Origin of the sequence: Streptomyces sp. HUAS 31 (genome assembly GCF_028198125.1) — a bacterium.
In the GTDB taxonomy this organism is placed as follows: domain Bacteria; phylum Actinomycetota; class Actinomycetes; order Streptomycetales; family Streptomycetaceae; genus Streptomyces; species Streptomyces chartreusis.
Genome location: NZ_CP116353.1, coordinates 2,798,649 through 2,823,600, shown reverse-complemented (window position 1 = coordinate 2,823,600; position 24,952 = coordinate 2,798,649). Strand labels below are relative to the sequence as shown.

Here is a 24,952-nt window from a genome sequence, read left to right as displayed (position 1 = left end):
CACCCCTTGGAGCGATCTCCGAGGGGTGTTTTCGTGTGAGCGGGGGCGAATCGGGGTGCTGGGAGCGCCAGGCGGCCCTCACCGAGGTATTCGATCCCATCGACCTGACCAGGGCCAACTTCGAGCCCTAGTAATCGTCATCGTCGATGGATTCGGGTTCGCGGATATAGGCGAGATCGAGGACGTAGCGTTCCGTGACGGGGCAGTTGGTCCAGGCTTCGGTGAGTTGGTCTTCGGGGGATTCCTCGGTTAGATGGTCGAGGGTCGCGTTGTAGTAGTCGGCTGCGGCCTGGCGGTTCTGCCACCAGGCGTGACCTTCGTAGACGCCGGGGCGGGGCAGAGTGATCTCGTCCGCAGGTCCGCGGTCGAGTTGGCCGACGACCAGGATGCCTGTTTCGGATTCGAGGCTGACCTCGACATGGCCTTCCGCCTCTGCGGGCGAGGCCGGCGGCGTGTCCCAGATACGGATCGTCATCTGGACTTTCATGTCGGGTTGCAAGCTGAGGAGGTACAGGTGGTAGCCGTTGCCGGCCACCACCTGTGTCTCTGCGGCGTCCAGGGCCGCTTCGTCGCCGAGGTAGGCGTCCGCGTCGTAGACCTCCAGCACGCGGCGGCCCGGGGTGGCGGTGACGTTGTGTTCGGCGAGAAGCGACATGACCAGAAGGGCCTTCCTGCTAGTTGGTGATCTTCACGTAGAAGGGGTCGCCGTCCAGAATCCGGTTGAGCGTGTAGATCTCGTTGAGGCGCTCGCCGCCCTTTCGGTTGTCCGGGCCGTCGATCAGCCGGACGGAGAAGCGGTTGTCGCCCTTGGTGGAGCCTTCCTTCGTGGAGGCGAAGGGGTACTCGTCGCACTCCAGACCACTGCCGGAGTACTCACCCCAGACCTTCTTGCATTCCTGAATGGACTTCTGGCGATTTTCGTCGATCTTCTTGGGATCGACGACACGGCGCAGAGGCTCTTTCACTCCCGGGACGCTCTTGCCGGGCCACGAGGGGAAGGTGCGCTCAGGGCGGTTCAAGGCGTCGTAGATGTGCGTGGCGCTTTCGTTGACCGCCGGGTCCTTCTGACTCATCACGAGTTCCACACGGGCCTTGGTGAAGACGGTGCCCTTGTGCTTGCCGGCGACCGGTCCGGCGTAGTCGTAGCGGACGCTTGAGTTGAAGACGTTGCTTCCCTCAGTGAAGGGCGCGGAGTTCGGGGACCCGGCGCTCAAGTCCATCGCTGCGGTGGAGAAAACGCGCTGCTGGTTGCCCTGGCTGAACAGGGATCCCTTGTCCGGGGAGACGTAGGTGAGGCTCCAGTGAGGCTTGGTGTCCCACACGCCCAGCAGTTCGTCACGGCTCACGGTCTGCGGCGCGGTCACCTGAGGGTCCGCATCACTGTTGGAGGCGTTGACGCTGTGGTGGAAGTGCTGGCCGACCCGCCACTTGGTGGCGTCCTCGGTGGGTATCGGCTGGACCCATATGTTCTCGATGCTGGCGACATAGTCGACGCGTCGGCTGCCGTCATAGGCGAAGCCGATGACCCATTGGTCGAACTTGAGGCGACCGAGCGAGGTGGTGCCCCTGATGTCCCGCAGGACCAGGTCGAATGGGCGCTTCTGGCAGCTTTCGAAACGGGACTTGAGCCAGCCGGTAGTGGTCTTGGCCTGCGCCGCGTGGTTGGCGCACTGCTGGCGAAGATCCTGCTGGTCGCCGGGAGCCGGGTCGGCAGAGGCCTGCCGAGACACGGACTTCAGTCCGTGGGATCGGGCGTATTGGGCGTACGGAATTGGCTGGTCGAGGCCGCGCAGTTCGCCGGCGGGGAGGGACGAAGCGTCGACGAACACCGTGCCCTCGGGTGCCCGATCGTTCGTGATCGGAGCAGCGGGGGTGGCTGTGCTGGTGGCCACGGTGAGGAGCGTCAAGGCCGCCGTGGCGGCGGTGACGCGGGCGAGACGTACGAGTGAGGTGCGGATGTTCACCAAAGGACTCCTTGCGGACCGGAGGGAGGGGCGGGGCATCTGAGCCACGTGGTGATCACGAGGCATCGCAGAGGTCGCCCCAGCACGCCTCCAGCAGTGCGCCGGTGTGTGCGGAGTAGCGGGCGGTGAACCCGTCGAAGCGACGGTCGGTGCGCTGCAACCCGGGAGTAGGGCTCGTGGAGGTCACCTTCCAGGCGGTGTCTCCGCTGCCGTCGGCCGCGTTGGAGCGCTTCTTCAGCACGGCTGGTGCGACGGGCGGCTCCACGGCGACGGAGTCGCCGGAGACGTCGAAGGCGGCCGCAGCCCGTGCCCGGATGTCCGCGGCCGATACGTCAACGCCGGCTCCGGCGTCCTCCGCTTCCCCGGCTGACGGCAGAGCGGCGGCGTTGCAGATCCGGATGGCGGCCACGCACTCAGACAGGCCGGGCACGGTGCCCAGGCAGTTGTCCGGGTCGTTCTCCAGGCAGGCTTGCAGAGCTTGCTGGTCCACGCCGTTGAACGTGGCGGGCAGGTCGGCCACGGCAGCGTCCCGGCTTTGCGTCGCGGCAGTCGGAGAGGCGGCGGCCTGCCGACGCGGCTTGCTCAGCGTCCACTGGGTGAACTTGCTGTTGTCGGTCAGCTTGGTGGTGAAGCAGTTCGGCGGCTTGTGGCTCGCACTGCACACCGGGAGCGTGACGGACTTGGCCACGTTGGCCGTCGCCACCTGCTGCCACACCTTGTTGCCGGTCATGAACTGCATGCGGTTCGCGAGCGAGGGGACGTTGATGTACTGCGGTCCGGTCACCTCCAAGCCGACGTCGATGCGGTTGGTGTTGCCGCCCAGCACCTTGAGTTGTTTGGTGGTGGAGCCGACCTTGTTGAAGTCGTAAAGCACGTCCCACTGATTGCCGCTGTCCTGGCGGACGGTCATATAGGTGTGGTTGCGCTTGTCCGGCTTGGTCGGGTTGACCCCGGCCTTGATGGCCTGCGTACGACCACCGCTGGTGGTCAGTTCCGACCAGCGAGGGCCGTAGGTGTGGGTGGTCTTCCCCGTCTTCTCCGCATACAGGCCGATCTCGATGTTGGGAGCCAGCGGACTGCTCGATGTGTTCGGGCTGACGCGCAGGTAGTTGGCCACCTGCACGGTCGCTGATCCGGTGTCGACCTGATCGAAGGTGATCGGTATGTTGCGCCAGGTGGCGAAGCCGCCGATCATCGGCTCGCCCGGCTGGCTGCACGTCATCGCCCAGAAGGTGATGCGAGCGTTGTAGAGGCCGGTGCAGGCTTCGTTGGGTGCGGCGGCACTCGCCGGTGGGGCGGTGCCGAGAACAATGAGTGCGGTGGCCCCGGCGCATGCCGAGACCAAGAATCTCGCGCGCGAACGCGACAAGGTTCCCCCTAGAAATGATCAAGAATGGTCACAGGGGAACCTATAGGCACTCCTTTCCCAACCTGGCTGCTAATAGGATGAGTTGACTCAATCTCGACGCGTGATGCGTGCCACGTGTCGACAGCTCTCAGCGGCCGAGGAAGCTGAGCCTTGAGTCCGCGCTGACCGGGCCGGAAGCCCCGTCACGTCAGGCCGAACGCCGCTGCCTTCCTCGTAGAGGAACTTGAGGACGTGGACGACGTGAGCCTGTGGATGGCCACCCCGGAGTTCGACAGGAGACGTTCCTGGAGGAGCTGTTCGACGCGCTGCTGGACAAACTGGGTTTCCCTGAAGCTGCCCACCCCGCACCGCGGCCATAAGAATCTAAAGAGGCGTTGCGCCCAAGGACCGCTTCGTCACCCTCTCCAGATGCCGCCCGAAAACCTCACGCGTGTCCGGTGTCAGCGTGCGCAGGGCGACCAGGGCCGTGATCGCCACGTCGCACAGTTCGCCCTGTACGTCCTCCCAGGTGTGGGTGACGCCCTTGCGGGGGTTCTGGCCGGTCGCGCCGATGACCGCCTGGGCGACCTCACCGACCTCCTCCGACAGCTTCAGCATGCGCAGCACCATGCCCTCGCGGCCGCCGATCGGCTGGTCGGTGTCGAGCCAGGTCCACAGGGCGTCGATGGCGGCCCACAGGTCGGCGGCGGTCTCGGAGGGCACGGTCTCGGAGGGCACGGTTTCGGAAGGCACGGTCTCGGAGGGCACCGTCTGATCGGTCATACGGGCAGCCTGGCACAGGGCCCGCGACCCGTTCGGACCAGGCCGTCACTCCTCGAACAACGGCTCCTGCCCGTCGAACTGCTCGTCCTTCTCCGGCTTGTCCAGCCTCCGCTGCCGCGCGCCCACCACCAGCGCCGTGACCGCGGCCGTCGCCGCCAGCGCCGTGGGCACCATCCAGCCGCGGTCGAAGAGATGCCCCATGGCGTGGTCGAGGGAGAGCCGGCCGGGGCCCGTGACGGCGAGGCCGGCCGCGGCCAGGCCCAGGGTCGCGGCGGTCTCGTATCCGCCCTCCTGGGCGAAGAAGCCGTTCGGGGCGTGCACCGCGGAGGCCCCCGCCATGCCGCCGGCCGCCGCGGCGCCCGCGAGCGGGGTCGCAAAGCCCAGCGCCAGCAGTGTGCCGCCGCCGGCTTCGGCGAGGCCCGCCGCCGTCGCGCTCGCCTTGCCCGGCCGGTAGCCGATCGACTCCATGAACTGGCCGGTCCCCTCGATGCCGTGTCCGCCGAACCAGCCGAACAGCTTCTGTGTGCCGTGCGCGGCCAGTACGCCGCCGGCACCCAGCCGGAGCAACAGCAGGCCCAGATCACGTCGGTCGTAAGCACTCACAGCGACTCCCGGTGCAGACAGCAGGAACAGATCCCCTCCCGCGTATCCACCGTCGCACCCGCGGCACCCGACCGGCCTGCCGTCGCCGCCGTTCGGGTGGCGGGCCGCAGGGCCCGGTGTGAGGCTGACCGGTATGACGATTCAGACGTCCAAACTGAGCGACCCCGCCGTCCGTGCCTTCGTCACCGCCGTCAACGCCCACGACCGCGAGGGCTTCATGAGCCTCCTCGCGCCCGGCGCGACCATGGCGGACGACGGCACCGACCGTGACCTCGCCGACTGGATCGACCGGGAGATCTTCTCCTCGCACGGTCACATGGAGGTCGACAACGAGTCGAACAACGGCCGCGACCTCCTCGCCAGCTACCGCAACGACACCTACGGCGAGATGCGCACCCAGTGGCACTTCCAGGTCGAGGAGGACGGCCGGATCTCCCGCTTCGAGACCGGCCAGGCGTAACCGGTCAGGCGTAACCGGCGAGGGGTAACAGGCCAGGCGTAACCGGCCTGGCGTGACCGGCGAGGGGTAACAGGCCAGGCGTAACCGGCCTGGCGTGACCGGTCAGGTGTAACCGGTTTCGGGAGTCGCGCCCAGGGGGTTGCCTTCGTGTGCGCTTCAACTCCTAACGTCCCACCCCATGGAGACCAAGAGGACTTTGGGACGGACCGGCATCGGGGTAAGCGCTCTCGGCTTCGGGTGCTGGGCCATCGGCGGTGAGTGGCAGTCCGCCGACGGGCAGCCGCTGGGCTGGGGCAAGGTGGACGACGAGGAGTCGGTACGGGCGGTCCGGCGCGCCCTCGACCTGGGTGTCACCTTCTTCGACACCGCGGACACCTACGGGGCCGGCCACAGCGAACGCGTCCTGGGGCGCGCCCTCGGCAAGCGCCGCGCGGATGTCGTCGTCGCCACCAAGTGGGGCAACGTCTTCGACGAGGAGACCCGCACCCTCACCGGCGCCGACGACACCCCGGAGTACGCCCGCCGCGCGCTGACCGCGTCCCTGAGGCGCCTGGACACCGACCACATCGACCTCTACCAGCTGCATCTGTCGGACGCGGACCCGGCGCGCGCCGCCGAACTGCGCGATCTCTGCGAGGAGTTCGTGCGCGAGGGGCTGATCCGGGCGTACGCGTGGAGCACCGACGACCCCGCCCGCGCCGCCGTCTTCGCCCGCGGGGAGCACTGTGCAGCCGTACAGCACATGGCGAACGTGCTCCAGGACGCGCCCGAGATGTTCGCGCTGTGCGAGGAGCTGGGGCTGGCGAGCATCAACCGCAGCCCGCTCGCGATGGGCCTGCTGACCGGCGGACGCAGGAGCGGGCAGGCCCTGGAGGCCGGGGACATCCGCAGCCGGCCGCCCGAGTGGCTGCAGGGCTTCGAGGACGGCGGCGCCGATCCGCGGTGGCTGGCCCGCGTCGACGCGCTGAAGGATGTGCTCACCAGCGGCGGCCGCACCCTCGGCCAGGGCGCCCTCGCCTGGCTGTGGGCCCGCAGCCCGCACGCGGTACCGATCCCGGGGTTCCGTTCCGTCGCCCAGGCCGAGCAGAACGCGGGCGCCCTGGAGAGGGGCGCGCTCACGAGTGAGCAGCTGGCCGAGGTCGACCGGATCCTGGAGCGCTGAGCGGCACCCGGCGACCCTGCCGATCGCACGGCAGCCGTTCCACGCACCGGTGCGTATCCCGCGGTCCCGCGCGAGATCCACCCCCACCCGGTGTCGTGGAACGGCTGCCGTCCACCCCCCTCGGTTTGGTCTGCGGAAGCACCGTGCTCCAAATGTGAAGCTCCGGTGCAGGCAAAGTTGAGCATAAGTCGTCTAACAGCACTGACGCAGCGGAATTCCAGATTCCACTTGTGCAAGTTGTGGAGGCAACTACCGGCCGTCGGATCTCAGCCACGCCCCACGTACGGCATCGCCGTCGCCAGTACGGTCGCGAACTGCACGTTCGCCTCCAGCGGCAGCTCGGCCATGTGCCGCACGGTCCGCGCCACGTCGGCGACGTCCATCACGGGCTCGGGCGCCACCGAGCCGTTCGCCTGGAGAGCGCCGGTCTGCATGCGGGCCGTCATGTCGGTCGCCGCGTTGCCGATGTCGATCTGGCCCACCGCGATGCCGTACGGCCGCCCGTCCAGCGAGAGCGCCTTCGTCAGGCCGGTCAGCGCGTGTTTGGTCGCCGTGTAGGCCACCGAGTGCGGGCGGGGCGTGTGCGCGGAGATCGAGCCGTTGTTGATGATCCGGCCGCCGCGCGGGTCCTGCTCCTTCATCTGCCGGAACGCCGCCTGCGCGCACAGGAACGCCCCGTTGAGGTTGGTGTCCACCACGTGCCGCCAGGCGTCGTACGGCAGCTCCTCCACCGGCACCCCGCCGGGCCCGAACGTCCCCGCGTTGTTGAACAGCAGGTCGATCCGCCCGAACCGCGCCACGGTGGCGGCGAACAGCGCGGCCACGTCCTCCTGACGTGAGACGTCGGTCCGTACGGCGAGAGCGGCGCCGTCGGGCACCAGTGCGGCCGTCTCCTCCAGCGTCTCCACGCGCCGTCCGGCCAGCGCCACCGACCAGCCCGCGCGCAGCAGTTCCGTCGCCACCGCCCGCCCGACGCCGGAGCCGGCGCCGGTCACCACGGCGATCCTCGTGTCCGTTTGCCTGTCATTCATGGGGCCGCAGGCTACGCGACCGTCCGCCATTCGGAACTCATCTGTCTGCCATCTGGGTGTTGTGTACGCGCCAAGAGAGTGTCGTCACCGGCCACTCCAATGCCTCATGCATCCATCAGCAAGGGGAGGACCGGATGACCACCACTACAGACCTGCCCCAGCACAGCCCCGAACTGCGCGCGGCGGCCCGCCACATCGGGCGCCGCCGCTTCCTGACCGTCACCGGCGCGGCCGCCGCGCTCGCCTTCGCCGTGAACGTGCCGGCCGCGGGCACCGCGAGCGCCGCCCAGTTCGACGCCCGCAAGATCACCGACAACCCCTTCACCCTCGGCGTCGCCTCCGGGGACCCGCTGCCCGACTCCGTCCTGCTGTGGACCCGCCTCGCCCCCGCCCCGTACCAGCCCGACAGCGGGCTGCCCGCCCAGCGGATCACGGTGCACTGGGAGCTGGCGCACGACGAGGGATTCACCAGGATCGCCAGACGCGGCGCGGCCATCGCCTACCCGGAGTTCAACCACACGGTCCACGTCGAGGTCACCGCCCTCGAAGCGAGCCGCGTCTACTACTACCGCTTCAGCGCCGGCACCTGGATCAGCGAGACCGGCCGCACCCGCACCGCCCCCGCCCGGACCGCAGCGGCGAGCTCCCTCACCCTCGCCGCCGTGTCCTGCCAGGCGTACACCGACGGCCACTACACGGCCTACCGCCATCTCGCGCAGGACGACGTCGACGTCGTGTTCCACCTCGGCGACTACCTGTACGAGTACGCGGTCAACTCCCTCGGCGGCTACCGCAACTACACCGACCGCACCCTCCCCGCGCTCTTCGACCGCGAGACGACGACCCTGGAGGACTACCGGCTGCGCTACGCCCTGTTCAAGTCCGACCCGGACCTCAGGGCCGCGCACGCCGCGCACCCGTTCGTCGTCACCTGGGACGACCACGAGACCGAGAACAACTACGCCGACGACATCCCGGAGAACAGCGTCCCGCCGGAGGAGTTCCTGCTGCGCCGGGCCGCCGCCTACCGCGCCTACTGGGAGAACCAGCCCCTGCGCCTGCCGCAGCGCCCCACCGGCCCCGACATGCAGCTCTACCGCCGCCTGCACTGGGGCCGGCTCGCCCAGTTCGACGTCCTGGACACCCGCCAGTACCGCTCGAACCAGGCCTACGGCGACGGCTCCCAGATCCCCGGCCCCGAGGTCGACGACCCGGCGCGCACGATGACCGGCGCCACCCAGGAGCGGTGGCTGCTCGACGGCTGGCGCGACTCCGCGGCGCTGTGGAACGTCGTGCCGCAGCAGGTCACCTTCGCCCAGCGCAAGTTCGACCTCACCGAGCCGTCACGGGTGTCCATGGACGCCTGGGACGGCTACCGCGCCTCCCGCCGCCGGGTCCTGGACGGCGCCAAGGCCGCCGGCGTCGAGAACCTGATGGTGCTCACCGGCGACGTCCACGTCGGCTACGGCTTCGACATCAAGGACGACTTCGACGCCCCCGACTCCGCCACCCTCGGCACCGAGATCGTCGCCACGTCCATCACCAGCGGCCGCGACGGCAGCGACCGGCCCGCCAACTGGGACACGTACATGAGGGCCAACCCGCACATGCGGTTCTACAACGGGCGGCGCGGCTACGTGACCGTCGCCCTGGGACAGCAGCTCGCGCGGGCCGACTTCAAGACGGTGCCGTACGTGACCACGACCGGGGCGCCCATCGCGACCGCCGCCTCCTTCGTCACGCAGGTGGGGGCGCAGGGGCTCACGCCGGCGTGAGTTCCGGCGCCTCGCCGGCGGTCTCCTCGCCGCCGGTCCCCTCGCCCGGGTAGCGGACGCCGACGCGGTCGCGGATCGCGTCGAGCGTCCGCATCACGGCGAGCGTGCCCTCCAGCGGGACCAGCGGCGACTCGCTCTCGCCGGCCCGCAGGGCCCGCATCACCTCGGCGGCCTCGTGCCGCAGGGTGTTGCGCGGCCCGTCGGCCGGGTCGGCCGTGAACTCCTCGGGGTCACGGCCGTCCCGGTGCAGCACGAAGCGCTCCGGGAAGAAGAAGCCGCCGGGCACGTCGATCCGGCCGGCCGAGCCGGTGATCGACGCGGCGGTCGCCGTACCGCCGACGATCGAGCAGTGCAGCGAGGCGAGCGCTCCGCCGTCCCAGGACAGCAGGGCTCCGGTCTGCAGGTCGACGCCCTCCGCGGACAGCGTCGCGCGCGCCGTCACGTCCGACGGCTCCCCGAGCAGCAGCTGCGCGAAGGAGACCGGGTACACACCGAGGTCCAGCAGCGCGCCGCCGCCCTGCGCCGGGTCGCGCAGCCGGTGCGAGGGCGGGAACGGACCGGCCAGCCCGAAGTCGGCCTGGACATGGCGCACTTCGCCGATCGCGCCGTCGTCCACCAGAGCCTTGAGTCGCCGCACCAGCGGGTTGCAGTACATCCACATCGCTTCCATCAGGAAGCTGCCGCGGGCCTTCGCCAGCGCGACCAGTTCCGCAGCCTCGCGCGCGTTCAGCGTGAACGCCTTCTCGCACAGCACATGGCGGCCGGCCTCCAGACACAGCCCGGCGGCCTCGCGGTGCGCCGAGTGCGGGGTGGCGACGTACACGACATCGATGTCGCCATCCTCGGCGAGCGAGGTCCAGTCGCCGTAGGCCCGGGGGATGCCGAACCGCTCGGCGAACGCGTCGGCGGACTCCTGCCGCCGCGAGGCGACGGCCACCACCTCGGCGTCGGGCAGGTCCACGAGATCCGCGGTGAACGCGGCGGCGATTCCGCCGGTCGCCAGAATCCCCCACCGCACCTTCTGCTCGGCCATCGCGGCCCGCCCCTCGCTCATGTGTCCCCAGGCACTGTGTACGAGCTGAGAGCATAGAGGGCGGATCACTAGGAGAGGGAGGGGCGCATGGGCGACCGTGGGGGGCCGATACCGGACGTCTCGCAGCCGACGGTATCGAGGACGGACCGACCGCGCGCCCGTACCCTGCGCACCACCGGGCTCCTCGTCACCTTCATCCTCGGCGGGCTGACGGCCACGCCCCCGCTGGCGATGGACATGTACCTCCCGGCGCTGCCCGAGGTCACCGGCTCCCTGCACGCGCCCGCCGCGACCGTCCAGCTCACCCTCACCGCCTGCCTCGCCGGCATGGCGCTCGGGCAGCTGGTGGTCGGCCCGATGAGCGACCGCTGGGGCCGCAGACGCCCGCTGCTCGCGGGCCTCGCGGTCTACGTCGTGGCCACCGCGCTGTGCGCCCTCGCACCCACCGTCGAGTCCCTCGTCGCCTTCCGGCTGGCGCAGGGACTCGCGGGTGCCGCGGCGATCGTGATCGCACGGGCCGTCGTCCGCGACCTCTACGACGGCCTGGCCATGGCCCGCTTCTTCTCGACCCTGATGCTGATCTCCGGGGTCGCGCCGATCGTGGCGCCGCTCATCGGCGGGCAGATCCTGCGGGTGACGGACTGGCGGGGCGTGTTCGTCGTACTGACGGTCGTCGGGGTGCTGCTGACCTGTCTCGTCTGGCGCAGGCTCCCGGAGACCCTCGCGCCCGAGGACCGGCATGCCGGCGGGGTGGGCGAGGCGCTGCGCGCCATGCGCGGACTGCTCGCCGACGGCGCGTTCGCCGGGTACACACTGACGGGAGGCTTCGCCTTCGCGGCCCTCTTCGCCTACATCGCGGCGTCCCCCTTCGTGATCCAGGAGATCCACGGCGCCTCCCCGCAGACCTTCAGCCTGCTGTTCGGGCTCAACTCCGTCGGGCTGGTGGCCGTCGGCCAGATCAACGGCAAGGTGCTCGTCGGACGGGTCGGACTGGACCGGGTGCTGGGCGTGGGCCTGGGGATCGTCATCCTCGCCGCGACCGCGCTGCTGCTGATGTCCCTGGGCGTGTTCGGCGAGGTCGGACTGGTGCCGGTGGCCGCCGCGCTGTTCGTGCTGATGTCCGCGATGGGCATCACGCTCCCCAACACCCAGGCCCTCGCCCTCCAGCGCACCAAGCACGCCGCCGGGTCCGCCTCCGCGCTCCTCGGCACCTCCTCCTTCCTCATCGGCGCCGTCGCGTCGCCCCTCGTGGGCATCGCCGGTGAGGACACGGCCGTCCCGATGGCCGTCGTCCAACTGGCCGCAGCACTGGTGGCGCTGGCCTGCTTCATGGGAATGTGCCGTCCTTGGAACAGACGTGCGGATGGACGTCCGGTCGCGGAGGGAGCAGGGAGCTGAGCGCGCCGAGACTGCGCGGGGACACGCCGGAAAGGGCCGGACTCGACCCCGAGGAGATCCGACATCTCGTCCGCGAGGTCCACGACCTCACCACCGGCTCCCGTCCCTGGGCGGCCGGAGCGGTGCTGATCGTGGGGCGGGGGCCGTACCTGGCCGTCGAGGAGGCGGTGGGCTGGGCCGTGCGGTACGCCTCCTACGACGAGGAGAGGGACTCGGGCAGGGAACTCCCGCCCGACTCCCGCGTCCCGATGACCACCAGCACCCCCTTCGACCTGGCCTCCCTCACCAAGCTCTTCACCTCGGTCGCGGCGGTGCAGCAGATCGAGCGGGGCACGCTGGGCATCGACGCGCGGGTCGGGGCGTATCTGCCGGACTTCCGGGCGGCGGCGTACCACGACATCACGGTGCGCCAGCTGCTCACGCACACCTCCGGGCTGCGGCCCGAACTCCCGCTGTACGACTGCGCGGACGACGCGGAGCGGCTGGAGACGCTACGCGCGCAGGCGCCGATCGGTGTCCCCGGCACGTACTGCTACTCCGACCTGAACATGCTGCTGCTCCAGCACGTCCTGGAACGCATCACCGGCCGCGGCCTGGACGTCCTGATCCACGACTGCATCACGCGTCCGCTGGGCATGACCGCGACCCACTTCGGCCCCTGCCCCGGTGCGGCGGCGACCGAGGACCAGCGCCGGCCCTGGGCCAAGGCGGACCGGGGCATGCTGCGCGGTGTCGTCCACGACGAGAACGCGTGGGCGCTGGGCGGCGTAGCGGGCCACGCGGGCCTGTTCTCCACCGGCCGCGACCTCGCGGTCTTCTGTCGCGCCCTGCTGTCGGGCGGCGCGTACGGCCCCGCCCGCGTCCTCGGCCCCGACTTCGTGGAACTCCTCCTCACCTCACCCGGCTTCGGCTTCGCCGTCGACGAGCCGTGGTTCATGGGGGAACTGGCGGGCCGGGGGGCGGCCGGGCACACCGGCTTCACGGGCACGTCCCTGGTGCTGGACCCCACCACGGACACGTTCCTGATCCTGCTGGCGAACACGGTCCACCCACGCCGCCGGGATGCGGACAGCCGACCGAGGGCACGGGCGGGGACACGGGTGGCTCGGGCGGTACGGGGCCGCTGACAAACCTTCCTCGCCCCCGCCGCCCCTACCCGCCCCGTCCCTCTGGGGCTCCGCCCCAGACCCCGCTCCTCAAACGCCGGAGGGGCTGACATACCCAGCCCGTCCGGCGTTTGAGGACGAGGCCGTTCAGGCCGATGCGGGGGTCTGGGGGCGGCAGCCCCCAGGGACGGATGGGACGGGTAGGGGCGGCGGGGGCGAGAAAGCCGGCCGCGACCACCCCCACCCACCCTCATAGAATCGCCGGGTGAACGCCCCCGTCCCCCCGTCGGCCGAGACCCTGCGCATCGCACTCGCCACCCTCCTCGACGACCTCCCGCCCCGCCAGGCCGCCCAGGCCGTCGACCGCCTGATCGCCAACTACCGGGGCGCCACACCCACCGACGCGCCGATCCTGCGCGACCGCGCGGACGTGGCGGCCTACGCCGCCTACCGCATGCCGGCCACCTTCGAAGCGGTCCGCTCCGCCCTGGAGGCGTTCGCCCGGACCGTCCCGGACTGGACCCCCGCGACCCACACCGACGTGGGCGGCGGAACCGGCGCGGCGACCTGGGCCGTCTCCACCACCTGGCCGGGCGAGCGCGGCGTCACCGTGCTGGACTGGGCCGAGCCCGCCCTGGCCATCGGCCGGGAGATCGCGGCGGCCGACCCGACGCTGGACAAGGCCCGTTGGCAGCGCACCCGCATCGACTCGACGCTCACCCTGGACCCCGCGGACCTGGTCACCGTCTCCTACGTCCTCAACGAGCTCACCGCCCGGGACCGCGCCGCCCTCCTGGACACCGTCGCGTCCGCGGCCCGGACCGTGACGATCGTCGAACCGGGCACCCCCGACGGCTACACCCGCGTGATCGAGGCCCGCGACCGCCTCATCGCCGCCGGCTTCCGCATCGCCGCCCCCTGTCCGCACAGCGCCGCCTGCCCCATCGTCCCCGGCACCGACTGGTGCCACTTCTCGGCGAGGGTCAGCCGCTCCTCCCTGCACCGCCGGATCAAGGGCGGCTCCCTCGCCTACGAGGACGAGAAGTTCAGCTACGTCGCCGCCACCCGGCTCCCCGCCACCCCAGCTCTAGCCCGTGTCGTCCGCAAACCCCAGATCCGCAAGGGCCAGGTCCTCCTCGACCTCTGCGAGACCGACCCGTCCCTGCATCGCACGACGATCACCAAGCGGCACGGCGACCTCTACAAGGCCGCTCGCGACACGGAATGGGGCGACGCGTGGCCGCCGGAGGCGCCGTGACGCCCCCGGCGGTATCCGGCTAGGACGTCTCCTCGTCCTGCGTCTCCGCTTCCGCCCGACTCTCCTGGAGCTTGCGCAGCAGCTCCCGTTTCTGGGCCTGAGGGTCGAGGCCGCCGCCGATCCTGCCGTTCCGTCCGCCGCCGCGCAGGGCCTTGCGGCCGAGGTTCCGGCGCGTGCCGCCGACTCCGAGCATGTTCCCGCCTCGGGACATCTGAGGCTCCTTTCGGGATCAGAGGATAAACGAGACGTTTCGTCTCGCAGGATTGAACTCTCCCAGAGTCCGGCGAGACGCTCCGTCTTGTCAACCTGATAAATTCGAGCCATGGCAGCCCAGAAGTCCGCCCCGAAGTCCGAGGGGCCCGCGCCCAGCTCCACCCGTCGAAGTGAGAAGTCCCGGCGGGCCATCTACGACGCCGCCCTCGCGCTCGTCGCGGAGGTCGGCTACCCCAGGACCACCATCGAGGGCATCGCCGCCCGGGCCGGGGTCGGCAAGCAGACGATCTACCGGTGGTGGTCGTCGAAGGCCGAGGTGCTGATGGAGGCGTTCCTCGACCTGGGGGAGGAGGCCGCGCGGGCCGCCGGGGAGGAGCCGTACGCCATCCCGGACACCGGAGACCTCGCGGCCGATCTGAAGGGTGTGCTCCGCGCCACCATCGACCAGATGACCGACCCCCGCTTCGCCGCCCCGGCCCGCGCCCTCGCCGCCGAGGGCCTGGTCAACGAGGCGCTCAGCCGGGAGTACGTCGCCAAACTCCTCGAACCCTCGCTCCAGCTGTACGTCGAGCGGCTGCGCACCGCGCAGGGGGCCGGCGACGTGCGCCCGGACGTCGACCCGCGCATCGCGCTGGAGCTCTTCGTCTCGCCGCTCGCCCAGCGCTGGCTTCAGCACACGGGCCCGATCTCGTACGAATACACGGACACTCTCGTCGACTACGCCCTGCACGGCCTCGCGCCGCGCACCCGGTAAGTCGGGTAAGCCGGGTAAGTCCGTAAATCCCGCCAAAGTGGTGCAAAACTCCAGATCGCGGGGCTGCACACACCTCGCCCCACCTGGCCCGGTTGTCCGCTACGGCCCCCCGAGGCGCACGATGGTGGGACCATGAGGCATGCTGTTCCGCACGACAGCGAGGCGAGGGGATAGATGAGCGCGGAGTTGGGCGGCCGGACCGGACTGCAGGGCAAACTCACCCAGTGGCTGCGCGGACGCCGCCCCAAGGACACCGCCGACGACGGCGGCCGGGAGGCCCTGCTGCTCGCCACCGCGGCGGCGGGACTGCCGCTGGCCCCCGCGGCGCACCCGGCCGGCTTCCGCTGCTCCTGCGACCGGGTCGGCTGTCCCACCCCGGCCAGGCACCCGGTGTCCTTCGCCTGGCAGACGCAGTCCACCACCGATCGAGGACAGATCGAGCGCTGGGCCCGGCATCAGCCGCAGGCCAACTTCATCACCGCCACCGGCATGGTCCACGACGTGCTCGACGTCCCCGTCGAGGCCGGGCGTGAGGCGCTGGAGCGGCTGCTCGACGCCGGCATCGAGGTCGGACCCGTCGCCGAGAGCGACGACGGCCGCCTGCTGTTCTTCACCGCCACCCGCGGCACCCCCGAGGACGAGGACGAGTGGTGGCCCTGTGAGCTGGACTGCCACCCCGAGACCATGGACGAGCACCCGGGACTGCGCTGGCACTGCCGCGGCTCCTACGTCCTCGTACCGCCCGCCCAGCTGCCCGGCGAGAACCGCACCGTGCACTGGGTACGCGGCCCCGAGCACCCGCTGCCCGACCCGCTGAGCGTGCTGGAGCTCCTCACCGACGCCTGCGCCCGCCATGCCGGCGCGGAGCCCGACCACGCATCCGCGGCCTGGCCCCTGCGCCGCCACTGAGCGGGCGCGAGGATCACTCGCCCTTCGCGGACGTCAGTCCCTGGATCCGGCCGAGCACGTCCACCTTCCCGGAGCCCTTCGGATCCAGCGCCACCTCGTTGGAGACGAACTCCATCGTCAGCGACTGCTTGATCTCGCCCTCCGTCAGCGCCTCCACCGCCTTGCCCGGCGAGGGGACCGAGGTGCCCGCGTACGCCGTCCGCTTCTCGTAGTAGCGGGTGGTGAAGAACACCAGCGCGCCGCCGTCCGCGGTGCGCAGCGCCAGCGGGGCGTAGTCGCCGCCTGTGAGCGGCTCGTCGATGAACTGGCTGACCAGGCCCGGCCGTTTGGCGTCCTTGTCCCGGTCCGCCCGCCAGGTGCTGGTGTGCGGGCCCTGTGCGAACGTGTCGCCGCCGTTCTTGAGATAGCCCGCGTAGTCCTTGCTCAAGTCCCCGGGCGGCACGGCCAGTTCGGTCGAGTTCGCGGGTACGGCCTCGGCCCAGCCGTCCTTGTCCGTCTTGAACTTCGGCAGGTCGCCGGGGGCCATCAGCGTCAGATACGCCGCCTCCCACGCGTCGTCCAGACCGCTGCGGGTGAACACGAAGACCCAGCGTGCCTTGCCGCCCTTGTTCGCGGCCGTGTCGGCGACGAACCAGCGCGGCCAGCCCGCCTTCTTGGGGATCGTGATCCTGGCGTCCGACAACTCCAGCGGGGTGTGTGCCGCGTTGCCCTTGGGGCTCAGCGCCTTGCCCGCCTTCAGCCGAGCCCCGTCGATGTCGCTGAGTGCGCCGGTGACGTGGTCGGCGTAGAGGGAGTTGTCGTACGCCTTGTCCGCCTTGTTGTACGCGGAGGTGAACTCCTTGAGGGCCTCCTCGGCTTCAGCCTTGGTGGCCGAGGGGAGGATCTCCCGCTCCCCGTGGACCACCACGCATCCGCTCGCCGTCAACGACAAAGCGGTCGCACCGGCCGCTATCAGTGCCCTCCGGTCAAGCCTGCGGAGCCTTCGAGGGCCGCGATCCCTGCTCATCAGGTGCCTTCACCTTCCCCTTCCCGGAGGCGAACCCTACCGGGGCGAGGAACAGCGCGAGCGTCGGGACCAGGTACAGCAGCCACACCGTGACCTGGAGGACGGTCGGGTCCGGCTGGAAGTTGAACACGCCCTTCAGCAGGGTGCCGTACCAGCTCGACGGGTCGATGGTGTCGCTGATGTCGAACGCCTTGTTGCTCAGGCCCGGCACCCAGCGCGCCTCCTGGAGGTCGTGGAAGCCGTACGCCAGCACACCCGCCGCCACGACGACCAGCATGCCGCCGGTCCAGGTGAAGAACTTGGCGAGGTTGATGCGCAGGGCGCCCCGGTAGAACAGCCAGCCGAGGACGACCGCCGTGGCGATGCCGAGGGCCGCGCCGATCAGCGGGCGCGGGGTGCCGTCGCCGGCCGCGCGCACCGACGTCCACACGAACAGGGCCGTCTCCAGGCCCTCCCGGCCCACCGCGAGGAACGCGGTCGCCACCAGCGCGCCGGTGCCCATCCGAAGAGCGGCGTCCAGCTTGCCGTGCAGCTCGGCCTTCAAGTGCCGGGCGGTGCGCCGCATCCAGAACACCATCCACGTCACCAGGCCCACCGCGATGAGCGACAGCGAGCCGCCCAGGGCCTCCTGCGCCTCGAACGTCAGCTCCTGGGAGCCGAATTCGAGCGCGCAGCCGAAGCCGAGCGCGAGGGCGAGGGCCACGCCGATGCCGGTCCAGACGGGCTTCAGCGCGTCCCGGCGGTCCGTCTTGACCAGGTAGGCGATGAGGATGCAGACGACGAGGCTGGCCTCCAGGCCCTCGCGCAGTCCGATCAGGTAGTTGGCGAACACGGGCTACGCCTCCTTGCCGAACAGGGTGCTGCCCCACCAGTCGTCCTTGTCGCGGACGCCGGGCGGGACGGCGAACAGCGCCGAACCCACGTGCTGGATGTACTCGTTGAGCGAGTCGATGGCCAGGTTGCGCTGGATCCGGATGAACCCGGTGCGCGGGTCGCGCTGGTAGGCGAGGAAGAACAGGCCCGCATCCAGCCGGCCGAGGCCGTCGGTGCCGTCGGTGAAGGAGTAGCCGCGGCGCAGGATCGTCGCCCCCTCGTTGGACTCGGGGTGCGCGAGCCGGACGTGCGCGTCGGGCAGCATCGCCTTCAGGAACGGCTTGTCACGCTCCTTGGCCTTGCCGACCGGGGCGCCCTCGCCCTTGTCGCGGCCGATGATGTCCTCCTGCTCCTGGAGGGAGGTGCGGTCCCACGTCTCGATGTGCATCCGGATGCGCCGGGCGACGAGGTAGGAGCCGCCGGCCATCCACTCCGGCCCGTCCTTCTCGCCGACCCACACGAACTTCTTCAGCCGGTCGGTCTCGGTCCCCGCGATGTTGCGGGTGCCGTCCTTGAAGCCCATGAGGTTGCGCGGGGTCTGCTCCTCGGGAGTGGTCGAGGAGGTCTTCCCGAAGCCCAGCTGGGACCACTTGATGACGACCTTGCCGAAGCCGATGCGCGCCAGGTTGCGGATCGCGTGCACGGCGACCTGGGGGTCGTCCGCGCACGCCTGCACGCACAGGTCGCCGCCGCTGCGGTTCCTGTCGAGGTTGTCGCCCGAGAAGTGCGGCAGCTCGACGAGGGCCTCGGGCCGCCGGCCGGCGAGGTCGAACTTCTCGAACAGCGACGGACCGAACCCGATGGTCAGCGTCAGCCGCGACGGCTTCAGACCCAGCGCCTCACCGGTGTCGTCCGGCGGCGCCTCGGCGAGACCGCCGTACGCGCCCTCGCCGACGGCCTGTCCGGCGGCCATCCGGCGCGCGGCCGCCGTCCAGTCCTTCAGCATCTGCACGAACTCGGCGCGGTCCTCGGTCTTCACGTCGAACGCGGCGAAGTGCAGCCGGTCCTGCACCGGGGTGGCGATGCCCGCCTGCCGCTCGCCGTGGAAGGGGATAGCGGCGCCCGTCTCGGCGGCGGCCGGATCCACGTCGTCACCGGTGCGGGTCATCGCCACGGCACCGCCGGCGGCGACGGCGCCGAGCGCGAGCCCGGCACCGCCCCAGCCGATCAGCGAGCGCCGGGACGGAGCGGGAGTGCCACGGGTCTCTTCGGTCTCTTCGGTCTGTTCCGTCATGACCGTGCCCCTACTTCACGACTACGGCGGCGGCGAGCTTGGACAGCGGCTCCGCGAGCGCGTTGACGCCGTCCGACAGCTCCTTCTGCTGGGCCTTGGTGACCTTGTCGTACGAGGTGAAGTCGTACGACGACTTGTCCGCGCGGTACTTGTCGAGCAGCGTGTTCAGCGCGCCGAACTGCTTGTCCAGCTCGGTGACGAGGGCGGGGTCGTTCTCCTTGGCGACCGGCTTCAGCAGCGCGTACGCCTTCTCCGCGCCCTCGACGTTGGCCTTGAAGTCGACGAGGTCGGTGTGCGAGTAGCGCTCCTCCTCGCCGGTGACCTTGCCGGTGGCGACCTCGTCCAGCAGCTCCTTGGCGCCGTTGGCCATCGAGGTCGGGGTGATCTCGGCCTTGCCGACCCGGTTCTGCCAGTCCTTCAGGTCGGTGATGAGCTGGTCGGCGAGCTCCTTCTCACGGTCGCCGATCTTCTTGTCCTGCCACAGGGACTTCTCCAGCCGGTGCCAGCCGGTCCAGTCCGTGGCCGGGTCCTGGCCGTCCTCCAGGCCGTCCTCGCGCACGTCGACCTTCGGGTCGATGTCGCCGAAGGACTCGGCGACCGGCTCGGTGCGCTCCCAGCCGATGCGGGAGGTGGCGTAGGCCTTCTTCGCCGCTTCCAGGTCGCCGTCCTTGACCGCCTTCGCGAACGCCTCGGCGAGCGGCAGGGTCTCGTCGGCCTGCTCCTGGGCGTACTTGCGGTAGGCGGCCACGGCCTCGTCCAGGCGCGGGTCGCGCTTGGCTGCGGCGCCCTTGCCGGTGGCCTTGACGGTCTGTCGGATGCCGTCGCCCTTCATGCCCGGCTTGCAGGCGATCGTGTAGTCGCCCGCCTTCACCTCGGCGGTGACGCGCTGCTTGGTGCCGGGGCCTATGTTCTCGCGCTCGGTGACGATGCGGTCGTCCGGGAAGAGGATGTAGACCTCGGTGACCTTGGAGCCCTTGTTCTCGATGGCGAGCTCGACGTGGCCGGCCGGGAACTCCTTCTTCGACACCTCGCACTTGTCGTCCGTCGAGGTCACGTTGACGACCCGGTCGCCGCCCTCGGTGCTCCCCTTCTCGGTGCACCCCGTGACGGCTGTCAGAGCCGCCACGGCGGCGATGGCGGTGGTGACGGGGAGTCTGACGGTGCGCATGAAGGCTCCATGAGGTGGCCGGAAAGAGTGCGTGACGGGCCTCACATACCAAGGTGAGGCTCGCCTAACGGAGATAAGGATTACCTAAGTGGCCAAAATCGACCCCATGGAGAAGTCAAAGGATGGTCAAAGGTTCCGCCGCGGTGCCACCAGCAGCTCTCCTGTCCGAGGATGCGAAAGGACTTCGACCGGCTGGTCATAGACCTCCGACAGCAGCCGCTCGGAGAACACCTCGGCGGGCGGTCCGTCGGCCGCGACCCGCCCGGCGCGCAGGATCGCGACACGGTGCGCGTACGCGGCCGCGAGTCCCAGGTCGTGGAGCACGACCACCACCGCGTCCCCGGCCCGCGCCCGCTCCCGGCACACCCGCAGCACCAACTCCTGGTGCTTCAGGTCCAGTGCCGCGGTCGGCTCGTCGAGCAGCAGCAGCGGGGTCCGCTGCGCCAGCACCCGGGCGAGCGCCACGCGGGCCCGCTCGCCGCCGCTGAGCGCCGAGAACGGCCGTACCGCGAAGTCGCTCACCTCGGTGGCAGCCATCGCCCCGGCGACGGCGAGGTCGTCCTCGGCGGGGGAGGCGGCGTGGGGTGCGCGGCCCATCCGGACGACGTCCTCCACCGTGAAGGGGAACGAGAGGGTCGCCGACTGCGGCAGCACCGCCCGGCGCAGGGCGAGTTCGGGAGCGGTCCACTCGGTCGCGGGCCGCCCGTGAATCCGTACGACCCCCTCGGCGGCCGGCAGATCCGCGGCGAGCGCACCCAGCAGCGTCGACTTCCCGGCCCCGTTGGGCCCGACGAGCGCGAGCACTTCACCCGCCCGGACGGCGACGGACACCCCGCCCAACACCTCACGGGCCCCGAGCCGAACACGAAGACCCACCGCCTCGGCAAGGGTGTCACCGGGTTCGGCGGGGGCGGGGTACGAGGGCCGAGGCCGGAGAAGTCTCATACACGGGCTCCTTGAAGGTGTGGTCGGGGGTGGTTCGGCACCGCCGGCAAGGTCGTGGGGGCTGAGCGCCGTTGCGGCGGAGCAAAGGGTGGTCGGTGGATGGGGGGCGGGGGAGAGGCCGGTGCGGCGGACGGCCGGGTGCTGTCGCCGGGCCGGGCAACGTCCTTGAGGGGCGCGGGGAACTGCGCGACCAGCCCCCACCGGCCCGCAGCCGGCCCACGACCCACATGCCCACACTCACCCGCACCCGGCCCACAACCCCTACGCCCACCCCCCTTGCCGCCGCCGAGTCCTCCGCAGCAGCCAGAAGAAGAACGGGCTGCCCAGCAGGGCCGTGAGCACACCGAGCGGCAGTTCCGCCGGTGCCGCCACCGTCCGCGCGGCGAGATCCGCCGCGAGCAGCACCACCGCCCCGCCCAGCGCACTGCCCGGAACGAGGAACCGATGCCCCGGCCCCGCGGCCATCCGCAGCAGGTGGGGCACGACGAGCCCGATGAACCCGATCACCCCGGAGACACTGACCGCCGCGGCCGTCAGCAGCGCGACCACCAGGATCAACGCGATCCGCATCCGCTCCACGTCCACCCCCAGATGCCGGGCGGGCCGGTCGCCCAGCGCGAGCAGGTCAAGCCGGCGCGCGTACAGCGGCGCCACCACCAGCCCCACGGCCGCGCACGGCAGGACCGCCGTCACCTTCGGCCACGTGGACTGCGCGAGTGAGCCGAGCTGCCAGAACGTGATCTGGTTCACCGCCGCGGTGTCCGCGAGGAAGATGAACAGGCCGATCAGCGCCCCCGCGAACGCGTTGACCGCGATCCCCATGAGGATCAGGGTCACCACCTCGGTGCGCCCGCCCGAACGGGACATCGCGTACACAAGGAGCACGGTGCCGAGCCCGGAGACGAACGCCATCGCGGGCAGCGTCCAGTTGCCGAGGAAGGTCAGCCCGAGCGAGATCGCGGCGACCGCCCCGACCGCCGCCCCCAGGGAGACCCCGATCGTCGCCGGCTCGGCGAGCGGGTTCCCGAACACGCCCTGCATCAACGCCCCGGCACACCCCAGCGACGCCCCGATGAGCAGCGCGAGCACGATCCGCGGGAAGCGCACGTTCCACAGCACCGACTCGGCGACCCGGTCCAACTCGCCCCCGCCGAGGCCCATTTTGTGCTGGATGGACGCGAGGACGTCCCCGACCGGGATCGGGTAGGCGCCGATCCCGGCGGCGACCGGGACGAGGACGAGCAGCCCGAGGCTCATCCCGACGGTCAGCAGCCAGACCGTGGTGTGCCGTCGGCGCGGCGGCGTCCCCGCCACGGCCTCGGACGGCGCGGCCTTCTCCAGTACGGTCATGCCGCGTCCCCCTCGTACAGCTGCGCCACGACCGACTTCAGCACCTGGTCGGTGCGCGGCCCGTAGCTCAGCAGCGCACCGTCCTCGATCGAGACGATCCGGCGGTCCGCGCCGGCCGGCGTCTCGGCGACGCCCGGGATCTTCACCAGTCCGTCGACGCCGCCGACCGACTCGAGTCCCTTGCTCATCACGAGGATCGCGTCCGGCGCCGCCTTGACCAGGGCCTCGCTGGTGATGGTGGTGAAGTCCTTCGCGAGACCCGACTCGGCCCCGGCGTCGATCCCTCCGGCCGCCTCGATGAGGGAGGTGGCACCGGAGCCCTTGCCGCCGATGAGATAGACGGAGGCGGAGCCGCGCAGATAGAGGAAGGCGACCCGCGGCTTCTCCTCCTCGCGCGGAACTCCCGTGCGCACGGCGGCGATCCGCCGCTCCGTCCGATCGGTCAGCGCCCTGCCCGCCGCAGGCACGCCGAGCGCGGCGGCGACGGCCTCGATGCGTGGGTCCACGTCGTCGAGTCCCCGGGCCGGGGCGACCACCAGGACGGGAATGCCCGCGGCGCGGATCTGGTCCATGGCCTCGGCGGGCCCGGTCGTCGTCTCGGCTAGCACCAGGTCCGGCCTGAGCGACAGCACGCTCTCCGCCGAGACGTCATGGCCCCGGGTCACGACGGGCAGCTTCGCCGCCTGCGCGAAGGTGGCGGTGATGTCCCGGGCGACGACGCGGTCGCCGAGCCCGAGCGTGAAGACGAGTTCGCCGAGGCTGCCGGAGAGCGGGACCACGCGGTCCGCCTTCCCGACGGTCACCTTCCCGCCGTCGGCGGAGCGGACGGTGACCGGGAGGTCGGGGTCCGGTTTCCCGGCGAGCGGCTCGACCCGGTTGGCGTCGGCCTTCGCGCCGGTGCTCTGCGCGCCGGCCCCCGCGTGGCTCGCGCCCCCGCAACCGGCCGTAGTGAGGGCGAGCACCGCCAGCAGTGCGCCCGTAAGTCGTGTGCGCAAACGTCGCACGGTCCCGTCCGCTTCTCTCGGTCCACTGCCGTTCCAGCTAGGCAAAGCTTAGGTTAGCCTTACCTTCGTTCGCTACCGGTCGTCGTGTCCGTCGTCTCGGAGGACCTCTCATGTCTGCCCACCCACGTGCCCTGGTCGCTGTGCTCTGCGCGGCCGTCCTCGGCGCCCTGCTCCCGGCGACCGCCGCCCATGCGGCGAGCAGGGCCGTGCAGGGCGGCCGGCTCGACTGGGGCGTCAAATCCTCCTTCCAGAGCTATGTCACCGGGCCCATCGCGAAGGGGAGTTACTCCCTGACCGGCGGCGCGGCGACCGTGGGCAGCGGCGGCTTCCGCTTCCACTCGGCGACGGGGACGTACGACGGCGACACGGGCGCCTTCCGGGCCTCCTTCTCCGGCGGCGTCCACTTCGTCGGCCACCGCACCGACGCCGGCACCCATCAGCTCGACCTCACGCTCAGCCGCCCCACCGTCCGCGTCTCCGGCTCCACCGGAACCCTGTACGTGGACGTCACCAGCAAGGCGAAGGGCACCGGGACGGTCACGACGTCCAGTCAGGTGCCCTTCGCCGCCCTCTCCCTCGGCGGGATCGACATGCGCGGCGGCGGCGACGCGGTCGTCCTCAACAACCTCCCCGCCACGCTCACCTCCCAGGGCGCCCGCTCCTTCGCGGGGTACTACACGGCCGGGACCGCCCTCGACCCGGTGAGCCTGTCGGCGGACGTCGTCGCGGCGAGGACCACCGAGCCGAAGCCCTCGCCCACACCGAGCGCCGCCAAGTCGCCCGCGAAGAAGAAGACTTCGGGTGGCAGACTGCTGGACGGCGCCGTCGACTGGGGTGTGCGCCGCACCTTCCGGGAGTACGTCACCGGCGACATCGCCAAGGGCGAGTGGGCACTGTCCTCCGGCGCCGAGGACGGCGGCACGCTGTTCCGGTTCCCCGACGGGCGGGGGACCCTCGAGGACGGCGACCTTCAGGCGTCGTTCAAGGGCGAGGTCCGCTTCACCGGGGCGCACGGCCTCGACCTGAGGCTGAGCGGCGTCCGAGTCACCGTCGAGGACGGCAAGGGCACGCTCTACGCCGATGTGACCGCGGCCGGCTTCACCGGCGACAAGGTGCCCCTGGTCACCTTCACCGCCGATGAACTGAAGGCGAAGGACGGCCTGGCGAAGGTCACAGAGGCGCCCGCGAAACTCACCGCCGAGGGCACGAAGGCCTTCGGCGGGATGTACCGGGCGGGCACCGGGATGGACCCCGTCTCCCTGGCCGTCGCCACCACCGCCGACGCCGAACTGCCCGCCCTGCCCGACCTCGGCAGCACCCCCACGCCCAGCGCGTCGCCGACAACGGCCGAGCCGTCCGCCGAACCCGTCGCGAGCACCTCCGACGACGACGGCGTCCCCGCTCTGCCGATCGGCCTCGCGGCCGGGTCCCTGCTGCTGGTCGCGGCCGCCTTCGCGTTCGTCGCCGTACGCAGGCGCCGTACCCGGCCGGCCGCCGCGGCCCCCGCCCCCACGTCCGACACGGACTGACCCCCCCCATGCCCCGTCCGCCGGGCCGCGATCGGCCGCGGCGGAC

24 protein-coding genes are annotated in these 24,952 nt (G+C 71.0%); 9 read left to right on the top strand and 15 right to left on the bottom strand.

Annotated elements, in window-relative coordinates; translation table 11 throughout:
• Positions 1–127: 127 nt before the first annotated feature.
• The 5 genes from PGH47_RS12445 to PGH47_RS12425 all read right to left on the bottom strand — a co-directional run bounded on the left by PGH47_RS12445 (position 128) and on the right by PGH47_RS12425 (position 4,698).
• Positions 128–655, bottom strand: coding sequence for a hypothetical protein (locus tag PGH47_RS12445; protein ID WP_271663475.1), 528 nt, complete (start codon positions 653–655; stop codon positions 128–130).
• A 19-nt stretch (positions 656–674) separates the two neighbouring features.
• Positions 675–1,964, bottom strand: coding sequence for a NucA/NucB deoxyribonuclease domain-containing protein (locus tag PGH47_RS12440; RefSeq protein WP_271663474.1), 1,290 nt, complete (start codon positions 1,962–1,964; stop codon positions 675–677).
• Between the two features lie 55 nt (positions 1,965–2,019).
• Positions 2,020–3,186, bottom strand: a complete 1,167-nt coding sequence (locus tag PGH47_RS12435; RefSeq protein WP_271663473.1) for a hypothetical protein — start codon at positions 3,184–3,186, stop codon at positions 2,020–2,022.
• A 510-nt stretch (positions 3,187–3,696) separates the two neighbouring features.
• Positions 3,697–4,095: a MazG-like family protein gene (locus tag PGH47_RS12430; RefSeq protein ID WP_271663472.1), complete on the bottom strand. Its 399-nt coding sequence runs from the start codon at positions 4,093–4,095 to the stop codon at positions 3,697–3,699.
• A 45-nt stretch (positions 4,096–4,140) separates the two neighbouring features.
• Positions 4,141–4,698, bottom strand: coding sequence for a DoxX family protein (locus PGH47_RS12425; RefSeq protein WP_093745789.1), 558 nt, complete (start codon positions 4,696–4,698; stop codon positions 4,141–4,143).
• A 133-nt stretch (positions 4,699–4,831) separates the two neighbouring features.
• On the opposite strand from PGH47_RS12425, the gene PGH47_RS12420 reads away from it, so the two are divergent.
• Positions 4,832–5,158, top strand: a complete 327-nt coding sequence (locus PGH47_RS12420) for a nuclear transport factor 2 family protein (protein WP_271663471.1) — start codon at positions 4,832–4,834, stop codon at positions 5,156–5,158.
• 178 nt (positions 5,159–5,336) lie between these two features.
• Positions 5,337–6,320 carry an aldo/keto reductase gene (locus PGH47_RS12415; protein WP_271663470.1) on the top strand — a complete coding sequence of 328 codons (984 nt, stop codon included), beginning with the start codon at positions 5,337–5,339 and terminating at the stop codon, positions 6,318–6,320.
• A gap of 266 nt (positions 6,321–6,586) precedes the next feature.
• On the opposite strand, the gene PGH47_RS12410 is transcribed toward PGH47_RS12415, so the two are convergent.
• Positions 6,587–7,351 carry an SDR family oxidoreductase gene (locus PGH47_RS12410; protein WP_271663469.1) on the bottom strand — a complete coding sequence of 255 codons (765 nt, stop codon included), beginning with the start codon at positions 7,349–7,351 and terminating at the stop codon, positions 6,587–6,589.
• Positions 7,352–7,485: 134 nt separating this feature from the next.
• Here PGH47_RS12410 and PGH47_RS12405 point away from each other — a divergent pair, with 134 nt between their 5' ends.
• Positions 7,486–9,126, top strand: coding sequence for an alkaline phosphatase D family protein (locus tag PGH47_RS12405; protein ID WP_271663468.1), 1,641 nt, complete (start codon positions 7,486–7,488; stop codon positions 9,124–9,126).
• Here PGH47_RS12405 and PGH47_RS12400 read toward each other — a convergent pair.
• Entirely contained in the window at positions 9,113–10,159 is a 1,047-nt protein-coding gene (locus tag PGH47_RS12400) for a Gfo/Idh/MocA family protein (protein ID WP_271668038.1), read from the bottom strand. The genes PGH47_RS12405 and PGH47_RS12400 overlap by 14 nt on opposite strands.
• An 87-nt stretch (positions 10,160–10,246) precedes the next feature.
• Here PGH47_RS12400 and PGH47_RS12395 point away from each other — a divergent pair, with 87 nt between their 5' ends.
• The 3 genes from PGH47_RS12395 to PGH47_RS12385 all read left to right on the top strand — a co-directional run bounded on the left by PGH47_RS12395 (position 10,247) and on the right by PGH47_RS12385 (position 13,921).
• On the top strand, positions 10,247–11,557 hold the full coding sequence (locus PGH47_RS12395) for a multidrug effflux MFS transporter (protein ID WP_271663467.1): 1,311 nt from the start codon (positions 10,247–10,249) through the stop codon (positions 11,555–11,557).
• Positions 11,497–12,684 (top strand): serine hydrolase domain-containing protein, encoded by a 1,188-nt coding sequence (locus tag PGH47_RS12390; RefSeq protein WP_271663466.1) that lies wholly within the window; start codon positions 11,497–11,499, stop codon positions 12,682–12,684. Before PGH47_RS12395 ends, PGH47_RS12390 begins: the two co-directional genes overlap by 61 nt.
• 244 nt (positions 12,685–12,928) lie before the next feature.
• On the top strand, positions 12,929–13,921 hold the full coding sequence (locus tag PGH47_RS12385) for a small ribosomal subunit Rsm22 family protein (RefSeq protein ID WP_271663465.1): 993 nt from the start codon (positions 12,929–12,931) through the stop codon (positions 13,919–13,921).
• A 19-nt stretch (positions 13,922–13,940) separates the two neighbouring features.
• On the opposite strand, the gene PGH47_RS12380 is transcribed toward PGH47_RS12385, so the two are convergent.
• The gene (locus PGH47_RS12380; RefSeq protein ID WP_271663464.1) at positions 13,941–14,132 is read right to left on the bottom strand and encodes a DUF6243 family protein; all 192 of its coding nucleotides are present in this window, start codon (positions 14,130–14,132) and stop codon (positions 13,941–13,943) included.
• 111 nt (positions 14,133–14,243) lie between these two features.
• On the opposite strand from PGH47_RS12380, the gene PGH47_RS12375 reads away from it, so the two are divergent.
• Positions 14,244–14,888: a TetR/AcrR family transcriptional regulator gene (locus PGH47_RS12375; RefSeq protein ID WP_271663463.1), complete on the top strand. Its 645-nt coding sequence runs from the start codon at positions 14,244–14,246 to the stop codon at positions 14,886–14,888.
• Between the two features lie 174 nt (positions 14,889–15,062).
• On the top strand, positions 15,063–15,797 hold the full coding sequence (locus PGH47_RS12370) for a bifunctional DNA primase/polymerase (protein WP_271663462.1): 735 nt from the start codon (positions 15,063–15,065) through the stop codon (positions 15,795–15,797).
• Between the two features lie 13 nt (positions 15,798–15,810).
• On the opposite strand, the gene PGH47_RS12365 is transcribed toward PGH47_RS12370, so the two are convergent.
• The 7 genes from PGH47_RS12365 to PGH47_RS12335 form a co-directional block, all read right to left on the bottom strand.
• Positions 15,811–16,803, bottom strand: coding sequence for a hypothetical protein (locus PGH47_RS12365; protein ID WP_271663461.1), 993 nt, complete (start codon positions 16,801–16,803; stop codon positions 15,811–15,813).
• Positions 16,763–17,635: an iron uptake transporter permease EfeU gene (gene efeU / locus PGH47_RS12360; protein WP_271663460.1), complete on the bottom strand. Its 873-nt coding sequence runs from the start codon at positions 17,633–17,635 to the stop codon at positions 16,763–16,765. Before efeU ends, PGH47_RS12365 begins: the two co-directional genes overlap by 41 nt.
• A gap of 3 nt (positions 17,636–17,638) precedes the next feature.
• Positions 17,639–18,910 carry an iron uptake transporter deferrochelatase/peroxidase subunit gene (efeB, locus tag PGH47_RS12355; RefSeq protein WP_271663459.1) on the bottom strand — a complete coding sequence of 424 codons (1,272 nt, stop codon included), beginning with the start codon at positions 18,908–18,910 and terminating at the stop codon, positions 17,639–17,641.
• A gap of 10 nt (positions 18,911–18,920) precedes the next feature.
• A complete protein-coding gene (gene efeO, locus PGH47_RS12350; RefSeq protein ID WP_271663458.1) occupies positions 18,921–20,078 on the bottom strand; it encodes an iron uptake system protein EfeO in 1,158 nt (385 codons plus the stop codon).
• A gap of 126 nt (positions 20,079–20,204) precedes the next feature.
• Positions 20,205–21,023: a heme ABC transporter ATP-binding protein gene (locus PGH47_RS12345; protein WP_271663457.1), complete on the bottom strand. Its 819-nt coding sequence runs from the start codon at positions 21,021–21,023 to the stop codon at positions 20,205–20,207.
• 261 nt (positions 21,024–21,284) lie between these two features.
• Positions 21,285–22,373, bottom strand: coding sequence for a FecCD family ABC transporter permease (locus tag PGH47_RS12340; RefSeq protein WP_271663456.1), 1,089 nt, complete (start codon positions 22,371–22,373; stop codon positions 21,285–21,287).
• Positions 22,370–23,377 carry a heme/hemin ABC transporter substrate-binding protein gene (locus PGH47_RS12335; protein ID WP_443048482.1) on the bottom strand — a complete coding sequence of 336 codons (1,008 nt, stop codon included), beginning with the start codon at positions 23,375–23,377 and terminating at the stop codon, positions 22,370–22,372. Before PGH47_RS12335 ends, PGH47_RS12340 begins: the two co-directional genes overlap by 4 nt.
• Before the next feature lie 110 nt (positions 23,378–23,487).
• Here PGH47_RS12335 and PGH47_RS12330 point away from each other — a divergent pair, with 110 nt between their 5' ends.
• Positions 23,488–24,906, top strand: coding sequence for an HtaA domain-containing protein (locus PGH47_RS12330; protein WP_271663454.1), 1,419 nt, complete (start codon positions 23,488–23,490; stop codon positions 24,904–24,906).
• Positions 24,907–24,952 lie beyond the last annotated feature (46 nt).